We start from the raw sequence: 17,054 nt of genomic DNA, 5'->3' as shown, positions 1-17,054 counted from the left end.
TGTATAGGGTGTCACAACCCTCAGAAAATTATACGCGTGCTGCTAATATTATCCGGATGTGGAAGAGTCTTGCGGTAGGAGCGGTAAAGGAGGGAGTTGCTCTAAAGAATCCAGGCCAAACTCTTTGAGAAACTGTACTGTCGTGCCATAAAGAATGGGGCGGCCAGGAGCTTCTTTGCGGCCGACTTGTTCAATGAGTTCGCGATTTACAAGGGTATCAAGAGCCCGTTCCGAATTCGTTTGGCGTAAAGCCTCAATTTCTAAACGGGTGATGGGCTGTTTATACGCAATAATCGCCAAGACTTCCCAAGCTGCAGCTGACAACGGTTCAGGCGCCTGTCTGCCCAATCGCTCGTCTAGAAAGGAGGATAAATCAGGTGCCGTGGCCAATAGATATCCTCCAGCGATCTGACGCACACATAATCCGGATTGCCGTGATTGTAAATATTGACCAAAGGATTCCAGAAGATCGGGAATATGCCGGGGGTCCATGTCTAACCATAGAGCCAGTTGGTCACTGGAGACTGGATCCTTTTGCGTAAATAATAGGGCTTCAACTTTTCGCATTATCATCAAATCATATTGCAAGCTCATTATTCATTATCCTCCAAGCGAAATCCAAATCGGATCGAAGGCGCCAGGCTGTTCCACCTGAACTTCTTGACGATGCCATAAATGCACCATAGCTAAAAATGTGGTGACAACCTCCGAGGGCTGATGGGCATTGACCATCAGCTCGAAGGGCACAGGACGCTCGTAAGAACGGAGGCGACGCATAAATTGATCCATGCGGACCTCCAACGGATCATTCTCAGCCGTCACCACCCGTTCGGGAATAGACGATTTGGGGACATGCAAGCGGGGCCAAGACCACGCCAACTTCCACACTGTCGCCCCCTTAATGGGCCGATAAGGATGTGCACTTTGCAACGATACCGGGCGCGAATAAAAGGCTTGAGCGCTATGCCAAAGTTGTTGCAAAGCCATTGTTGCCGGTTCAATCCATGCCTCATCATGCTCTTCCACCGGCTCCAAGACTTCAGGTTCATTTTCCGGTTCCACCTGGGGTAATACCACGTCCGACTTCCGCCGGATAATCCAGGCTGTAACGGGAGCCTCTTCACTCACTGTTTGCAAGTCGCTGACCGTACGCCAACGTTCTGACAAAAAGCGAACCAATTGCAACAACCGTAATTCTCGGGCAAAAAGGGGCCGGCGTCTCACTTTAAGAGCCAGTGCCTGCACATTTTCTTCCCATCCGGGATCTAGGTCTTGCTGCTCACTGGATATCATTGCAGGGCGTTCAGATGCATGGCATCTTTAACCTCGTCCATGGTCGCTTGGGCTAATTTTTGGGCAGATTTCGCACCCTCTTGAAGAATTTCTTCCACTTGTTCTGGATGGGCTTCCCATTGAGTGCGCCGTTCCCGAATCGGATCTAAGCGGGTATTGATTGACCCGGCCAAAAGCGCTTTGCAATCTACACAGCCAATCGTAGCGTTCCGACAAGCCTGATCAATTTCCTCAACGGTTTGCTGCTCACTAAACACTTTATGCAAACTAAATACCGGACACACTTCAGGGTGACCAGGATCAGAACGCTTTACCCGTGCGGGATCGGTCACCATGACGCGGATTTTCTTTGTGATGCTGTCGGCTGGTTCTCCTAGGGCTAACGTGTTCCCATAACTCTTACTCATCTTTTTACCGTCTAATCCCGGAAGCACACGCGCCTCAGTTAAGACCGCTTCCGGTTCGACCAAGACATCGCCATACAACGTGTTAAACCGGCGAACAATTTCCCTGGTCAACTCAACATGAGGAACCTGATCTTGACCCACAGGGACCTTGTTTGCACGATAAAGAATGATATCCGATGACATTAAAACCGGATAGCCTAAAAATCCATAGGTATGAATATCACGCTGAGCTAATTCCTTCAATTTTTCCTTGTAACTGGGAACCCGCTCTAACCATCCCAGAGGTGTAATCATGCTGAGTAAAAGATGTAACTCCGCATGTTGAGGTACCATGGATTGGCGAAAAATAATGGATCGTTGCGGATCCAGTCCCGCAGCTAGCCAATCTACGACCATATTAAAGACCATAGAAGGAAGCTGACGGGTGTCATGATAGCCTGTCGTAAGGGAATGGAAATCTGCAACCATAAAATACGAGTCGTAGATGTCTTGCATTTTCACCCAGTTATCTAATGCACCCATCCAATTCCCAATATGAAGTGCTCCAGAAGGTTGCATTCCTGATAAGACACGATCCTTCATCGTTGTGGCCACACTCACTGTCCGTCCTCTTTTCTATAGGAAATCACGCAAGTCGGCAGGATCTCGCCAAGGCAGATCTTGCGCAACCAAATCTTGATAGGTTTCACGTTTCACCCATAACTGGCTGTGTCCATCCGCGACCAAAACTACTGCTGGTTTAGGGACACGATTATAATTGGACGACATGGCATAATTGTACGCACCGGTACCGAACACCACCACGTAATCTCCCACTTCTACAGGAGGCAAGACGACGTCGCGGATTAAGATGTCTCCGCTTTCGCAATATCGTCCAGCAAGGGTATAAAGGGCAACCCCGTCTATGGGCTTCCCATCAACCTGCGCCATATATTCGGCTTGATAAAGGGCGGGACGAATATTGTCCCCCATTCCCCCATCTACAGCGATATAGTTTTTACCACCGGGAACCGTTTTGGTGGCATTAACCTGATAAACGGTCACGCCGGCTTCGGCGACTATAGCCCGGCCCGGTTCAATAAATATTACCGGTGGTTCGCATTCCCTAGGCGTCAGGGCTTGAACGGCTTGATTGACCCGGGCCAAAATGCTCGGCACTTCCGGAGGATCATCCTTGTGGGTATATTGCACACCGAATCCTCCTCCGATATCCAAGACCTCCGGCCAAAATCGGCGCTGTTCCCATAAAGATTGGATAAATTCCATAAGCCGCATGGCATTATGCACAAAAGGATCTTCATCGAAGATCTGAGATCCAATGTGCGCATGAAAGCCCTTTAAATCGATATGTGAAGACGCTAGTGCCACACTGACGGCTTCCTCGTGAATGCCATCCTTCATGCTAAATCCGAATTTCGAATCAAATTGTCCCGTTTGGATAAATGCGTGGGTATGCGCCTCAATCCCCGGAGTAAGTCGTAAAAGGACTGGAGCTTTGATTGACATGCGAGCAGCAATCTCATCGATAAGATGTAACTCATCAAGTGAATCAACCACCACATATCCCACGTTATGCTCCAGCGCCAATTGGATTTCTTCAGCGGTTTTCACATTGCCATGAAACACAATGTTTTGCATATCAAATCCGGCCGCGATAGCGGTATATAACTCGCCGCCCGACACAACATCGAGACCCATGCCGTGAGCATTTAAGAATCCCGCCATCGCCGTAGTCAAAAAGGCTTTCCCAGCATAGAAGGCGCGGCCCGGTGGAGTCATTTCATTTAATGCCTCTTGAAAAGCATGAATACGGTGTAACATTGTCGCATAATCCAATACATATAAGGGTGTGCCGTAAGCTTCAGCCAACTGGCGAATCGGCACGCCCCCTATGGAGATTCGGTTGTGCTCATCCCTCTGATACGTATCCGGAAACATCAAATCCCCCTCATGGCCTACAATTGACCCGTTGTCCTGATCATTGGTTTTAGCCTATCATTCGATCGCAAGAGGGTCAACGATCTGACACCACTTATTCATGGGCGAATTCCTTGATATATGAATAACAAGACGAGTCATCGGAGTTTCACACGGTGATGACTCGTCTTGGGTCAAGCGCTTTAAATTTTGCCCTCAACTCCACTAAACTTTGGGTTTGGGGCGGCGGTGCGTTTTATCAATAGGCAGCGTAATCGATGGCCTTAAGAATTTACGGTTCAAGGGTTTGCGGATAAATTCCGAGCCTAATGCACTCCCATCTAACGGATACACAGGCCATGAATACCGCATACCAAATGAATTGGTCCTCACGAGGATAATGATGGGGATGAGAATACCTAAGAAAAATCCGTCCCACGGTACACCTACTAACTCTCCGAGCCCGGTCATAATGAGCAGGAAAATTCGCAAGAGACGCACGGCCATACCAAAGTCGATATCCGGAGCGGAAAAGGTGCCCACCGCGGCAATAGCCACAAAAACCATCACTTGGGCATCAATCAGTTTCGCTTTCACAGCAATATCGCCTAACAGGATGGCACCAAAAAATCCCATCGATTGGGTCAGGGGATCAGGACTAAATGTCAGAGCCAAACGCAGGAGATCCACGCCAATCTCGGCACCAATGAGCTGCCAGATGATGGGAATTTCCGTCACTGTAGGATGAATGAGGGTCTGCCATCCATCTGGTAAGTGGGTGTGACTGACGAGCATAGCGTACCATAACGGCGGAAGAAACCATGACAATGCCACCCCCAAAAAACGGACCCATTTTAAATAGGTTCCAACCATCACATCTTCATGATATTCCTCAACCGATTGCAAGAATGAGAAAAAGGATACCGGTAAAATCATCGCGTTGGGCGATGTATCAATCATCACCAAAACATGGCCCTCGGTCAGGTGTTCCGCCGCCACATCCGGTCGCTCTGTAAATCGGCTATTGGGAAAGGGATTCCACCACGGCTTATGCATAATCCATTCCTGAAGAGCTTTTTCCGACATTGTCAGCGCATCCACGTTGATATCCTTAATCCGTTTGCGAATCTGTCGAACAAAATAATCGTCCGCAATATCCTTAATATAAATCAATGCCACATCCGCTCGCGAACGTCGTCCCACTTCATGAATTTCAATCCGTAAATTGGGATCGCGAAGTCGTCTTCGAATAAGAATCGTGTTAAAAATAAGGGTTTCCACAAATCCGTCCTTCGGCCCCCGTAAAACACGCTCTAATGATGGCTCGCTGGGATTGCGATCCGGATATTTTCGGACATCCATAATGATAGCGTGGGTAATGCCGTCTACTAATAAGGCAGCGGGCCCTGCTAAAATTTGGTCTGCTGTCTTATCCAACGCGGTTTCCGGAGTGATTTCGATAAACGGAATTTTGCGGTTGAGCAAAATCGCCAAACTGGGATGGTTTAATTGATCATCAGGCGTTTTAAATAATTCCTGCATAATTAAGGTCAAGTCTGTCTGACTGACGAAAGAATCAAGATATACTAAAGCGACTTGTCGGGATCCAATCTTAAATTCCCTTACAATCAGATCAAACGTTTCTTTATATCCTAAATATTCCTTTAACCACTGCACATTTGCCTTGAGGTCGCGCGAAATCTCATGGGAGTGGACCATGGCTTTACCGTGCAACAAATAGTCAACTGGCATCATACCCACTCCTTTGCAAAATCTCTTCCAAAGCCCTTTTAGTCGCGGGAACACCATGTTCAACACTGTCGTTCCCATGCATTTTGCCCGGATCGCCTAGCCCAATTATGGGTACGTGACCCGCATCATCTTCGAGGACATCTACTGTATCGCCGTAAAGGCGCGACGAGGTCACTTGGTGTCCCTCTTTATCCACAGCATGGGAAATAATACGCCCATGATCTGTCACCGAGGAATCAATAGGGACCCCGTCCACCGGATGGGTATTGGCGGCCACCGCAATAACGCCCAACACATTCAATTCTGGAGCGTTCATGAGAACTTCCAGTGCCTTTTCTCCGGCTCCCGTTCCGGCCTCGCCCCGGTCATCGACCATGACTACGACGGGTTCCTCAGGTACGCGAGTAATAGCTTTGACTAACTCCTGGCCACTAAGGGGAGTGGGATTCCCTTTTGATTCTTCTAATACATAGAGATTTAACGATTCACTCGCGGCTTTTAAGGCTTCATAAGCCGTGTTGTCACCATCTGTGACAATAATGACGGGTTTAGCACGCATAATGATCCCCCTTATGATTAAGTCTTCGGCTTAAACACCAAAGCCGCTGTTAGTCCAAACAACACGGCTGCTTTAATGCCGCCCGCAGCAGCCGTGAGTCCTCCAGTGAGTAAGCCTAAGACCCCTTTGGTCTTCACGGCTTCCCCAATTCCCGTTACCAATGTGTATCCAAACCCCGGCAGGGGAACTGTCGCTCCAGCCCCGGCAAAACTGACTAACTTGCCATAAAGCCCTACTCCGCCGAATATGGCTCCTAAAACGACAAACAACACTAAAACGTGAGCCGGTGTTACTGGAAACAAATCTAAGACCAGCTGTGCCAAGACACATAAAAGACCACCTATGACGAAGGCCCATAAAAATGTCATGCTGTTACCCCCTATTAATAATCAACCCACCGGGCTGTCATTTTCCCGACTTCTTTACGTTAATCAGCTCGGGAGATGGCGACAGCATGGGCGATGGAAGGAATGCTTTCACCTTGTTGATAGCTTGTGGGAGAAAATAAAGCCCCTGTAGAGACAAGTAAAATGCGGTGAAACTGTCCATGTTGAAGTTGGTGATAAAGAAATCCTGAAAAGACACTGGCCGAGCATCCGGCACCAGATCCCCCATTGTGAACATCTTGTCTTTCAATATCATATAAGGACCGCCCACAGTCATTGAGTCGATGAGACCAATCGAATCCTTCTTTACTCGCCAAGGCATCAAGCAACTTCACACCCAATACGCCCAAATCGCCCGTATAGATTTGGTCATAATCCGAAATATCCCGGTTAAAATCCTCAAGATGTCGTTTAATTGTGTCAAATGCTGCTGGGGCCATCGCGGTACCCATGTCATTGGGATTTTTTGATCCCCAATCTACAACCCGGCCAAAGGTTGCGGCTTCTATGACAATATCTCCGGAATCCACAGATGAGCTCCCAGACAATAGACAGGATCCGGCTGCAGTTGCCGTCCATCCTGCCGTCGGCGTTCGTTGATATCCCAGTTCAATGGGATAGCGAAATTGCCGTTCCGCGGCCATGTGATGGCTGCTTGCTCCAACCAAAACCGTTTTAGGCCCCTGGCCGGCAATGGCTAGCGCCCCTAGGCCCAAGCCTTCAGTAAACACGGCACAAGCGGAAAAGAGTCCCAGTAAAGGTCTTTGATGTTCGCGGGCAGCAAAATTGGTCGAGATTAATTGGTCTAAGAGATCGCCGCCCATGACAACGTCCACGTTAAACCAATCCTGCTCGCCTTTCTGCAACGTCAGATTTTGCGCTTCAACCAATAAGGCTCGTTCCGCGACTTCAAAACTCGAATGATTATTCAGTTCAGATGGCCAAATCCGGTCAAAGTACGAGCCCAAGGGGCCTTCCCCCTCTTTTGGCCCCACCACAGCCGCCGCAGAGCGAATCACCACACCATCAAATGCATAGCTCGATGCTGACCGGCGATGCACACCCACCTAGGCCACCCCCGTCAATAAATATCGAATCAATCCGACCACAAAGGCTGCAGCTAATCCATACGTTAAGACCGGTCCTGCTACGGTAAACAGTTTGGCACCGACGCCCAACACTAAGCCTTCGGTACGGTATTCCATCGCTGGAGCGACCATCGCATTGGCAAAACCGGTAATCGGTAATGATCCCCCCATGCCCCCACGCTTCACGATCCGGTCATACCATCCTAATCCGGTCAATAAGGCGCCGAGCCCGATCATCACAACCGTCGTGGGAGATGTGGCTTCTTTGGCGCTCATACCTTGTTGCATAAAAAACCATTGAATTCCCTGACCGACTTCGCAAATCAGACCGCCAACAAAAAATGCCGTAATTGCATTTTTAAGCATGGGTTTTTTAGGACGGATCTGACTGGCCATGTTCTGATAATCTTGCATTTCCTGACTTAACTGTCTGGCTTGGTTGGCCATGGATTTCCCTCCTACATCCAGTGAATGGCAGAACAACTGGCAAAGAAAAACTCCTTGAACCCACGGGTTCAGGAGTAGTATGTTCCAAACACAGATTTTTTTATCCCTCATGAGGATTTGGCGGTGGATCATCGTTTAAGGCCAATTTCAAACGATCCAAGGCGCGGCGTTCTAATCGTGAGATTTGCACTTGCGAGACATTCAATCGCCGCGCGACTTCGGTTTGTGTTCGTCCTTCAACGAAGCGTGCACGCAAAATAAATCGCTCTCGTTCGTCCAAGGCTCCAAATGCTTGAGTGAGTGCCATTTGTTCCAACCAGTCGGATTCTCCCACATCATCTCGTACGGTATCCCCTAAATGCGTTTCCGAGCCATTGGGAGATTCGATGGGTTGGTTAAGAGAAGCTGGTGCTCGAATTGCTTCCATGGCTTCCGCAATATCACTAGGATCCACGCCCATTTTTTCAGCCACTTCTTGTGGCGTCGGATCCCGTCCCAATTGCTGCGACAACATCGAACGGACCTGTTCGACCCGCATTCCTAATTCCCGTAGGGATCGGGCCACCCGAATGGGCTGATCATCGCGCATATGGCGCCGGATTTCGCCCATTATTAAGGGCACAGCATAAGTAGAAAATTTTAATCCCCGGTCGACATCAAAACGATCAATCGCTTTGAGTAAGCCAATAGCTCCTACTTGAAACAAATCTTCGGGATCATATCCCCGGCCTTGAAACCGGTGGACAATATGCCAAATTAAGTTCCAATGTCGCTCCACCAACTCTTCCCGTGCCGTCAGATCCCCTGCTTGGGCTAAGCGATATAACTGGGCTTCGTCGCGGGGTGAGTGCCAATGGGTTTGGCCTTCATTGGGCATCGCGTGATAGTTCTCCTTGAATCGTTGCAAATCGCTGCATTTCGACGCGGGTGCCCTTTCCCACCGTCGATTCCACATGAAGTCCATGCATAAAAGACTCCATAAATACAAATCCGAGTCCCATTCGTTCGGGGTCACTAGAAAACGACGGTTGCCGTGCCTGTTCAATATCTGCAATACCAACGCCAAAATCTTCAACGACAATGGTTAATCCCAGTTTGTCAAGCGTTCCCGTTAACTCGACCCAACCGTCAGGTTTGCCTTTATAGCCATGAATAATAGCATTGGAAACTGCTTCGGAAACGGCCACCTTAATTTCGTCAATATCCGATAGGGAAAAGGGTGCCTGACCCGCTAATGCTGCGATGGCGACCCGGGCTAGTCCCACATTGTCAGGCACAGATAAAAATCGCATTTGCATCGTATTTTTCACTCAAAGTTCCTCCTAGCTTAGTTTTTTGTATGATGCCGTGGTTCTCTTAGAGAGTGGCATCCCCGTGAACCAAAACCGTTCCGGAATAATCTCTACGAGACAAGGGATAAAATAAATAGACCCAAAATAAGGTTTAAAGCCTGCCAAGGGCGACTACACATGTTGATCCTTCACAGCTGGTTTAAAAGCATCAGTGACTGATATAATCGCAGTAATCCCGGCCAGCTCCAGCACAGCCTTGACGCTAGGCTTCACCCCAACTAGAGATAACGATCGGTTTCCCATCCGGCGGTATCGTCCGAGGATGACACCAAGACCAGATGAGTCAATAAACTCAACTTCCGATAGATCTAACACTAGCGCTTTTTCCCGGTAGCGGTCCAATAATTCATCTAAAGCTTCACGCAGGGGTGCTGCCGTCGTTAAATCGAGATCACCATGAATGGCGACCAAAATTCGGTTCCCCTGAATCGTATGAACAATGGTCATGAACAATCCTCCCGCAAATCCAATATTTTCCTGACCACTATCATACACGCTTCAGGCTGCGAAAAAAGGCGGCTTTTGGCCGCCTTAAAAAGGATATTCATCACTTTCCTTGTCGGTACTTCGGGCTTGACGCTTCATTTTCTCTCGGGCAGCATCCAGAAGTGGTTCACCTTGTTCATCGACAACGGATTCGACTTGTTCGACAAAACTGACCGGTTCATCAAATCCGACATACGTTTCATGGTAATCCACCGCTGGCGGAGTATCTTGAGGACTATTTGAGGTCCCCCATTGTGCGACACTTTGCCAGATGTCTTCGCCATCGGTTTCGACATCCCCATGGTGAATATCGGGTCGGTCGCCAAAGGGCATAGGAATCACATGGTGCGAAACAGGCACATATCCTTGTTCTTGTTCTTGTTGACACGGCAAACAATAGACAGACTCGGGGCGCGCTTGAAGACGCTGTGCATCAATAGGATGATGACAGCGATCACAGATGCCATAACTATCCTCGTCAATCTTTTCGAGAGCTCGTTCAACCTCGGCAAGGTGATGAGCCAAGCCCCGTTCTAAACCTACATCCAATTCCCGCTCAAAGGTATCAGTACCTAAATCGGCGGGATGATTGTCATAGGCACTCAATGCGTGCACCGAATCGGTCTCTTTCACCGCGAGTTGTTGGCGCAAATCTGACACCATATCTTCTAACTGATTTTTAACCGCGTATAAATCCATACCTGTCCTCCTATCCTGCCAGACCTTTAACTAAAGAGCTTCCATAAATACCGCCATGTCAGTTGTCCAATCGTAATTTTGTCAACGGACTGGCTAGCACGGATGGGAATGCGTCGGACAACCTTTTTCTGACTCGTCACCGTTAAGTAGCCTAAAATTTGGCCTTTTTGGACAGGAGCTGCAATGTCTGCCGGCAATTCCTTAGAAGATTGAAGGCGTCCGGCCGTACTAGGCTGGGTGATCGCCACAGCATGATCAACCACCGCGTCGACATAGGGCTTAGTACCGCGAATGACCCGTACCCGGCCCAAAATTTCATGCGCCTTTACAACGGATGTGGTGCGAAAGTTTTGAAATCCCCACGACATCAGGGCCGCGGCGTCTTGGGCCCGCGCCTTACCCGTTGGCGCTCCTAAGATGGCCACAATCATGCGCGTGTTATCTCTTTTGGCAGTAGCCACCATGCAATAGCCAGCCTCATGGGTAAATCCGGTTTTTAAGCCGTCACAGCCTGGATATGTGCGAAGTAATCGGTTGTGGTTCACAAGCCACAACGTTCCCCCTTTACCATTACGGATACTCCGATCTTCCCACATAGACGTGTAGTGGAGCAGCAACGGCATTTTCACGGCTTGCTGACCTAATAGGGCTAAATCATGCGCCGTGGTATAATGTCCTTGCGCGGGCAACCCATGAGGATTAACAAAATGCGTATGCAACATCCCCAATTGATGCGCCGTTTGATTCATTTTTTGAACAAATGCCGACTCGGAACCTCCGATAAAGGCTCCGAGAGCATAAGAGGCATCATTCGCAGAACCTATCGCCACGGCTTTTAACATTTGATCAACGCTCAGGCGTTCTCCTGGTTCCAGCCAAATTTGTGATCCGCCGATACGGTAGGCTGTCTCATCAGCCGGCACCAAATCCTTTAAGCTAATTTGATGCTGGTCAATCGCTTTGACAGCCAAATACAAAGTCATTAACTTTGTCACACTCGCCATCGGAAGTTCTTGATTGGGATTTTTCGCATAAAGAACCTGACCCGAATTGGCATCAATTAATTCCGCGGCCTTCGCCTGCACAGGTGGAGGTTCGGTAATTGTTTGTGCAAAGATTAATGGTGTCGAAAATATGTTCCATACAAAAACCGTGCTAATAATCCAACGAAGACGTTTTAGGCCTCCTCGAAGCCCCATCTTTCACCCTCCCCACAAGATTGTCTGGCTGATAGTATGGGGCAAAAGAGTGGGAATTCATGCAACATGGTCCTCCTGTTGAAGCCTATGATCGTGTCCTTAGGCCCGCGGGTGAGTCTGGTCATAAACGGGACGAAGACGTTTTTGGCTGACATGGGTATAAATTTGCGTGGTCGAAATATCTTGATGGCCTAACATTTCTTGCACAGCACGCAAATCGGCCCCGTTTTCTAAAAGATGGGTGGCAAAGGAATGGCGAATCATATGAGGCGTAATCGGTTGGGTGATGCCTGCCTTGATAGCGTATTTTTTAAGCAGTTTCCAAAATCCTTGGCGAGTTAAGGCTTTCCCCTGCCGGTTAAGAAATAATGTGGGTTCCTGTATATCTTTGATGAACTGGGGTCGGGCTACATCGACATAACGCATCAACCATTGTGCCGCAAGTTTTCCTAGAGGAATATAGCGCTCCTTGGAGCCTTTGCCGAGGCACCGGATTTTCGGCGGATCTAACCACCAATCATTCATGGTTAAATGACATAATTCACTGACACGCACTCCGGTGGCATACAACAATTCTAACATCGCCCGGTCCCGGATACCGGTCATGGTACTCAAATCGGGCGCTTCAATGAGTCGCGTAACCTCTTCAATACTTAAAACATGAGGAAGGCGCCTATTCAGTTTGGGAGCAGATAATAGTTCTGTGGGGTCACTACTCAAACCCTGGTCATTCACCACAAAACAATAATAGGCTTTAATCGCAGCCAGTCGCCTGGCTTGCGTCGCGGGAGCACGGTGTTCCTGTTGTAAGAACTGCAAATAATGAATCACATTTTGTTCATCCTCTTGGCGCCCATGGGTATCTACAAAATCCATATAATCAATTAAATCTCTTTGATAGGACTCAATCGTATTGGACGATAGGTTTCGTTCATACCGTAAATAATCTAAAAACTCATGGATCCGCTGATTCACATCTTTTCGCCTCATTATCAGGAAATGAAATAATTATGTTAACCATTCGACGATATTAGAACAATTCCTGCTGAGAACTTCCTAATGGCACAAAAAATCGGCAACAGATTTTAGACACAAAAAACTGACCCTCATCACCTCTTGAGGGTCAGCCCATGTGTCAACACGGTGTAGAATGGATAATCTACGACCAGATTTCTTGAGGAGCAACATACGGCTTTTGGTGAGCTTCTGCCACCGCTTTGAACGTAATCGCTCCCTGATAAACATTGAGCCCTTTGGCTAAGGCCGGATCACGCCGCATAGCTTCCACAGCACCATATTGAGCCAATAATCTGGCATAACGCAGCGTCACGTTGGTGAGTGCCAACGTGGAGGTCCGGGCTACCGCTCCGGGCATATTCGCCACGGCGTAATGGACCACCCCATGCTTGACGTAGGTCGGATGACTATGGGTCGTCACATGATCAATGGTTTCGATTGATCCTCCCTGGTCAATGGCTACATCCACAATCACCGAGCCAGGCTGCATCGTGGCGACCATCGCTTCACTCACTAAATGCGGAGCGCGGGCACCAGGAATCAGAACAGCCCCCACGAGTAAGTCACAGGTTTTGACGGCCTCCGCAATATTGTATTCGTTTGACATCAGTGTCCGGACATGTCCATGGAACATGTCATCTAATTGCCGAAGACGATCCGCATTGATATCGACAATCGTGACATCCGCGCCGAGTCCTAATGCAATCCGCGCAGCATTTGTTCCGACAATTCCGCCCCCGATAACCAAAACGGAACCCGGCAGAACTCCCGGTACTCCTCCTAACAGAATGCCCCGGCCCCCTTGAGGTTTTTCAAGGAAATGAGCGCCAATCTGCGTAGCCATCCGTCCAGCCACTTCACTCATCGGCGTGAGCAAAGGCAGTGACCCATCGGCTGCTTGCACCGTTTCATAAGCAATGGCCGTTATCCCCGAATCCACCAGAGCCTGCGTAAGTTCTGGCTCGGGAGCCAAGTGCAAGTATGTAAAGAGCACTAAATCCTTTCGAAAATATCGATACTCCTCAGGCAAAGGCTCTTTGACTTTAATGACCATTTCGGCCCCGGTCCAAACGTCTTCTGCCGTCGGCACGAGCGTTCCGCCCGCGTTACGGTACTGGTCATCGGAAAAGCCGCTTCCAAGTCCCGCACCTTGTTGAATAAGCACTTGGTGGCCGTCTCGGGTTAACGCCATGACGCCGGCGGGCGTTAAGGCCACGCGATTTTCATCGGGTTTAATTTCTGTAGGCAAACCTATTTTCACGACATAGTCCCTTCTTCCCCAATTATACGCACCTCAAATCCTCCGGTTATCTCGCGCAGGATCAGCATTCATTCTAACACACCAAAATTCGACGACACAGAGGGTCCGTCATTTTTCGTGCTGCTGCTTTAACCGTTTTGCCCGAACCGGCAAATACGCAATAAAAAATATCACCGATGCCCCAATACTAATTTCCAAAGAAATCATTTCATGTGGCGCTAATGGGGCGGTCGCAATTACGCCGACAATCAGAATCACCGCTAGAATCGAAGAATAGGGATATCCTTTTAATCGAAACTCAAGATCCTTTCCTTCTTTTAACAAAATCTTGCGGTAAACGATTTGCGTCACAATGATCAAACCCCAAATAAATAAGGCTTGAAATCCGGTCGCGGTGACTAGATATAAATAAGCCGTTTTAGGCAAAAAATAAGCCAAACCACTAATCACCACGAATAAAATCCCTGTCACGAGATTCGCCATCCGGGGAATGCCGTGTGATTCCTTGGCAACCACTTTAGGAGCAGCATGAATACGGCCAAGCGTGGCGAGGACGCGGTCTGTTGCAAATAGCCCCGCATTCATCGCACTCAACACCGCTAAAAGAATCACCAAGTTAAAAACATTAACCAGCCATCCCCAGGGGAGAGTGCGCAAGGCTGCCGTAAAAGGACTTTGCGCTGTGGGAACCGTATACCAAATCAAAATTGAGGTTAAGGCCAAAGCGGCCCCTACATATAAGATATAAATGGCGATAATGGTATTGCGAATGCTTTTGGCAATGGTGGTTTCAGCATTTTTAACATTGGGTGCAGCGAGTCCTAGCACGCCCGTGCCCGACATCGAAAAGAGCACCAGTACCATAGCTGCTAATACCCCTTTAATGCCGTGTGGGAAAAAGCTCGGCATGGCATACCAGCCCCGGATACCCACGGGATGTTTAACGGGCAAAATCCCTGCAATGGCTAAGATGCCAATCAAAATAAACACAACCGTCGCCGTGATTTTCGTACCGGACATCCATGATTCCACGGTGCTAAATCCACGAACCGTTAAAAAGTTTATCCCTACAACGATCAAAGCATAACCCACGCTAAAAACATAAACGGGAATTTGGGGAAACCAAAGACGTGTGAAAATGGCACCCGCAGTGGCTTCAGCAGAAATGTTGAGGATGCTAGAAAACCAAAAAATCCATCCTCCCACAAAGGCGGATCCCGGTCCCAACGCATGGTGGGCAAAGGCCAAAAAAGAGCCACGTTCCCTGTCAGCCGCAGCCATTTCAGCAAGGGCTGCCACTTCCAAGGCCATAATCGTCACCCCAATTAACAATGAAATCGCGATGGCCGGACCAGCCAAACGAATAGCTTGTCCTATCGCTAAAAACAAACCTGAGCCCATGATTCCCCCTACCGTCATCAAGGTAAGACGGGTCGCATTAATGTCCCGGGGAACTTTCACACGCTTTCCTGACCCATATTTATTACTAACAAGCCGCGACTGCGTTGGTTGTTTTATCCTGCTAGATGTTTTCGTTTTGTCCATAGTGTTAGTATTTTGTCCCGTCCGGTATATCCTTATTCCACCGATGTTCGGGCAATTTGGCGTATAATCCATTGAATCCATAGTAATGTGTGCGGATTTCGTGATACAATATAACTAGATTTTGAAACCTGAAGTGCACTCAATTCAGGGTGTGAAGGAGGGATTGCGATGATTACAGCGGGTGACCTTCTGGTTATCGCAGTGGTCGGAATCGCATTTATCGGTGCAATTGCGGTGTTGGCGCCTATGTTATACCGTGATTACAATAAGGAATAATTTATCATTGCCGCGCCTGCCATCCTCCCACGCCATATTTAGCGTGTCGAGGATGTTTTCTTTTCAGAGAAAAATGGCGTTAATACTGGCACATCGGCATCCTGCGCATGCCCGAGATATGGCAGATCCCAGCTATCTTCAATGGTCTTGAGCACGCTGTAATGATCAGCCCATAAGTTAACCCGCAAAGGATGAGGATGACGACCATACAGGACTAACAAGGGAACTTTACCGCCGCCAATAGCAATATCAGCAACAGGAATCACCGGGGCCTCAGGACCAGGAGCCAAATACGCGCGGAGATCGGTTGGCGATAGAAAGTTGGTGGGATCATTGGTCTCATCCCACGTCAGAAAAATTACCGAGTGACTATTCCAACCTGGTGAATGAATAATCTCAGGAATCAGCTGTTGTAGAAAGTGATTGCCATTTTCGATTAACAACGTGGGGTTGCTCGTGGGACAACTAGCTCCCGGACCCGATGCTTGGCCGTGCATGTCATGGCATAAATTCGGTGTAATCCATGTAAATTGAGCAATATGGCCAGACGACAGTTCATGACGAAACTGAGTTAAATTAATGGTATGATCTGGCCGGCTTTTGTTTAATGCTGGGAATAAGGCAAACGGATTATGCTTTTTGGCATATAATGCATCGGGAGGTGGAACAATCGGCGCGGTATTTTTGGGTAAATGATCCGGATACCAGTTCCCATTAAAGCCGGGAGACGGAATACTTTCCATAACGGCTTGCCAGCTAATCTTGGCCTGATTTAACTCTTGAGGCAAACTCATTTGATGGAACCGTTGAAGAGGACTATCGCTGTGCGTTCCTCCTGTAGAGCCTGATAACAAGGCGACGTAATTCGGTAAACTGACATGCGTTACCCCAAAATAATTCGTATCGAATCCCCACGTGTTCATCAATTGATTAATATATTTGGCTTGAGGATTATTGTACAAAATTTTATCGCCATGATTTTCCATCATGATGACAACCACATGCGAAAAGTACGGAAGACGAGGACGCGCAAGTTGAACAACCGGCTTTTGAAATTGTGGTCCCAGAATGACTTTAAGCACGAGAACAAATAAGATGGCGAGTCCAATCAATCCCACTATGAGTCGTCCAACCCACCGCAAAGCCATTATCGATTCATCCTCACTCATAAGATTTACGATCGGGATAGAGCCCGATCGATCTTGTGCTGAACTTTCAGATGAGCATAGCGAGAATAGAGCCATTGGGCTTCCGACGGCGTAACATAGACATCACAACCTGCCAATAGCACACGTAATTGATCGGCATTTAAGGGCTGGCCTGCGAGCATAACCTTTTCTACAAGGTTCATCTCCGCACCTCCCACTGGT

General features: G+C 48.4%; 19 protein-coding genes. All 19 read right to left on the bottom strand.

All coding sequences use genetic code 11. The features are described from left to right. Nucleotides 1-48 precede the first annotated feature (48 nt). A complete protein-coding gene (gene scpB, locus B8987_RS14390; RefSeq protein ID WP_020373148.1) occupies nt 49-594 on the bottom strand; it encodes an SMC-Scp complex subunit ScpB in 546 nt (181 codons plus the stop codon). Between the two features lie 6 nt (nt 595-600). After that, entirely contained in the window at nt 601-1,293 is a 693-nt protein-coding gene (locus B8987_RS14385; protein WP_020373149.1) for a segregation/condensation protein A, read from the bottom strand. Continuing rightward, on the bottom strand, nt 1,290-2,282 hold the full coding sequence (gene trpS / locus B8987_RS14380) for a tryptophan--tRNA ligase (protein WP_040766880.1): 993 nt from the start codon (nt 2,280-2,282) through the stop codon (nt 1,290-1,292). The genes B8987_RS14385 and trpS overlap by 4 nt, the downstream gene beginning before the upstream one ends. 33 nt (nt 2,283-2,315) lie before the next feature. Continuing rightward, nucleotides 2,316-3,638, bottom strand: coding sequence for a diaminopimelate decarboxylase (gene lysA, locus B8987_RS14375; RefSeq protein ID WP_020373151.1), 1,323 nt, complete (start codon nt 3,636-3,638; stop codon nt 2,316-2,318). A gap of 204 nt (nt 3,639-3,842) precedes the next feature. Then, nucleotides 3,843-5,372 carry a spore germination protein gene (locus tag B8987_RS14370; protein WP_040766809.1) on the bottom strand — a complete coding sequence of 510 codons (1,530 nt, stop codon included), beginning with the start codon at nt 5,370-5,372 and terminating at the stop codon, nt 3,843-3,845. Next, nucleotides 5,359-5,928 (bottom strand): stage V sporulation protein AE, encoded by a 570-nt coding sequence (locus B8987_RS14365; RefSeq protein WP_020373153.1) that lies wholly within the window; start codon nt 5,926-5,928, stop codon nt 5,359-5,361. Before B8987_RS14365 ends, B8987_RS14370 begins: the two co-directional genes overlap by 14 nt. A 17-nt stretch (nt 5,929-5,945) precedes the next feature. After that, complete coding sequence (gene spoVAE, locus B8987_RS14360) at nt 5,946-6,296, bottom strand: stage V sporulation protein AE (RefSeq protein WP_020373154.1); 351 nt, start codon at nt 6,294-6,296, stop codon at nt 5,946-5,948. 59 nt (nt 6,297-6,355) lie between these two features. After that, nucleotides 6,356-7,381 (bottom strand): stage V sporulation protein AD, encoded by a 1,026-nt coding sequence (locus B8987_RS14355; protein WP_020373155.1) that lies wholly within the window; start codon nt 7,379-7,381, stop codon nt 6,356-6,358. Next, a complete protein-coding gene (gene spoVAC / locus B8987_RS14350; RefSeq protein WP_020373156.1) occupies nt 7,382-7,849 on the bottom strand; it encodes a stage V sporulation protein AC in 468 nt (155 codons plus the stop codon). A 100-nt stretch (nt 7,850-7,949) separates the two neighbouring features. Next, complete coding sequence (locus B8987_RS14345; protein WP_020373157.1) at nt 7,950-8,726, bottom strand: SigB/SigF/SigG family RNA polymerase sigma factor; 777 nt, start codon at nt 8,724-8,726, stop codon at nt 7,950-7,952. Continuing rightward, nucleotides 8,716-9,147 (bottom strand): anti-sigma F factor, encoded by a 432-nt coding sequence (gene spoIIAB / locus B8987_RS14340; protein WP_037913565.1) that lies wholly within the window; start codon nt 9,145-9,147, stop codon nt 8,716-8,718. Before spoIIAB ends, B8987_RS14345 begins: the two co-directional genes overlap by 11 nt. A 165-nt stretch (nt 9,148-9,312) precedes the next feature. Continuing rightward, complete coding sequence (locus B8987_RS14335) at nt 9,313-9,648, bottom strand: STAS domain-containing protein (protein ID WP_026040466.1); 336 nt, start codon at nt 9,646-9,648, stop codon at nt 9,313-9,315. A gap of 84 nt (nt 9,649-9,732) precedes the next feature. Next, the gene (locus tag B8987_RS14330) at nt 9,733-10,386 is read right to left on the bottom strand and encodes a TraR/DksA C4-type zinc finger protein (RefSeq protein WP_020373160.1); all 654 of its coding nucleotides are present in this window, start codon (nt 10,384-10,386) and stop codon (nt 9,733-9,735) included. A gap of 26 nt (nt 10,387-10,412) precedes the next feature. Continuing rightward, nucleotides 10,413-11,585, bottom strand: coding sequence for a D-alanyl-D-alanine carboxypeptidase family protein (locus B8987_RS14325; RefSeq protein WP_020373161.1), 1,173 nt, complete (start codon nt 11,583-11,585; stop codon nt 10,413-10,415). 99 nt (nt 11,586-11,684) lie between these two features. Continuing rightward, on the bottom strand, nt 11,685-12,560 hold the full coding sequence (gene xerD / locus B8987_RS14320; RefSeq protein ID WP_020373162.1) for a site-specific tyrosine recombinase XerD: 876 nt from the start codon (nt 12,558-12,560) through the stop codon (nt 11,685-11,687). Nucleotides 12,561-12,744: 184 nt separating this feature from the next. After that, complete coding sequence (gene ald / locus B8987_RS14315; RefSeq protein ID WP_020373163.1) at nt 12,745-13,863, bottom strand: alanine dehydrogenase; 1,119 nt, start codon at nt 13,861-13,863, stop codon at nt 12,745-12,747. Between the two features lie 108 nt (nt 13,864-13,971). Continuing rightward, nucleotides 13,972-15,324 (bottom strand): amino acid permease, encoded by a 1,353-nt coding sequence (locus B8987_RS14310; protein WP_020373164.1) that lies wholly within the window; start codon nt 15,322-15,324, stop codon nt 13,972-13,974. 398 nt (nt 15,325-15,722) lie between these two features. Further along, nucleotides 15,723-16,832, bottom strand: coding sequence for an alkaline phosphatase family protein (locus B8987_RS14305; RefSeq protein WP_020373166.1), 1,110 nt, complete (start codon nt 16,830-16,832; stop codon nt 15,723-15,725). Nucleotides 16,833-16,858: 26 nt separating this feature from the next. After that, nucleotides 16,859-17,035, bottom strand: coding sequence for a hypothetical protein (locus B8987_RS19705; RefSeq protein ID WP_020373167.1), 177 nt, complete (start codon nt 17,033-17,035; stop codon nt 16,859-16,861). Nucleotides 17,036-17,054 lie beyond the last annotated feature (19 nt).

Source organism: Sulfobacillus thermosulfidooxidans DSM 9293 (assembly GCF_900176145.1).
Lineage (GTDB): Bacteria > Bacillota > Sulfobacillia > Sulfobacillales > Sulfobacillaceae > Sulfobacillus > Sulfobacillus thermosulfidooxidans.
This window is presented reverse-complemented; position numbering and strand designations above follow the sequence as displayed.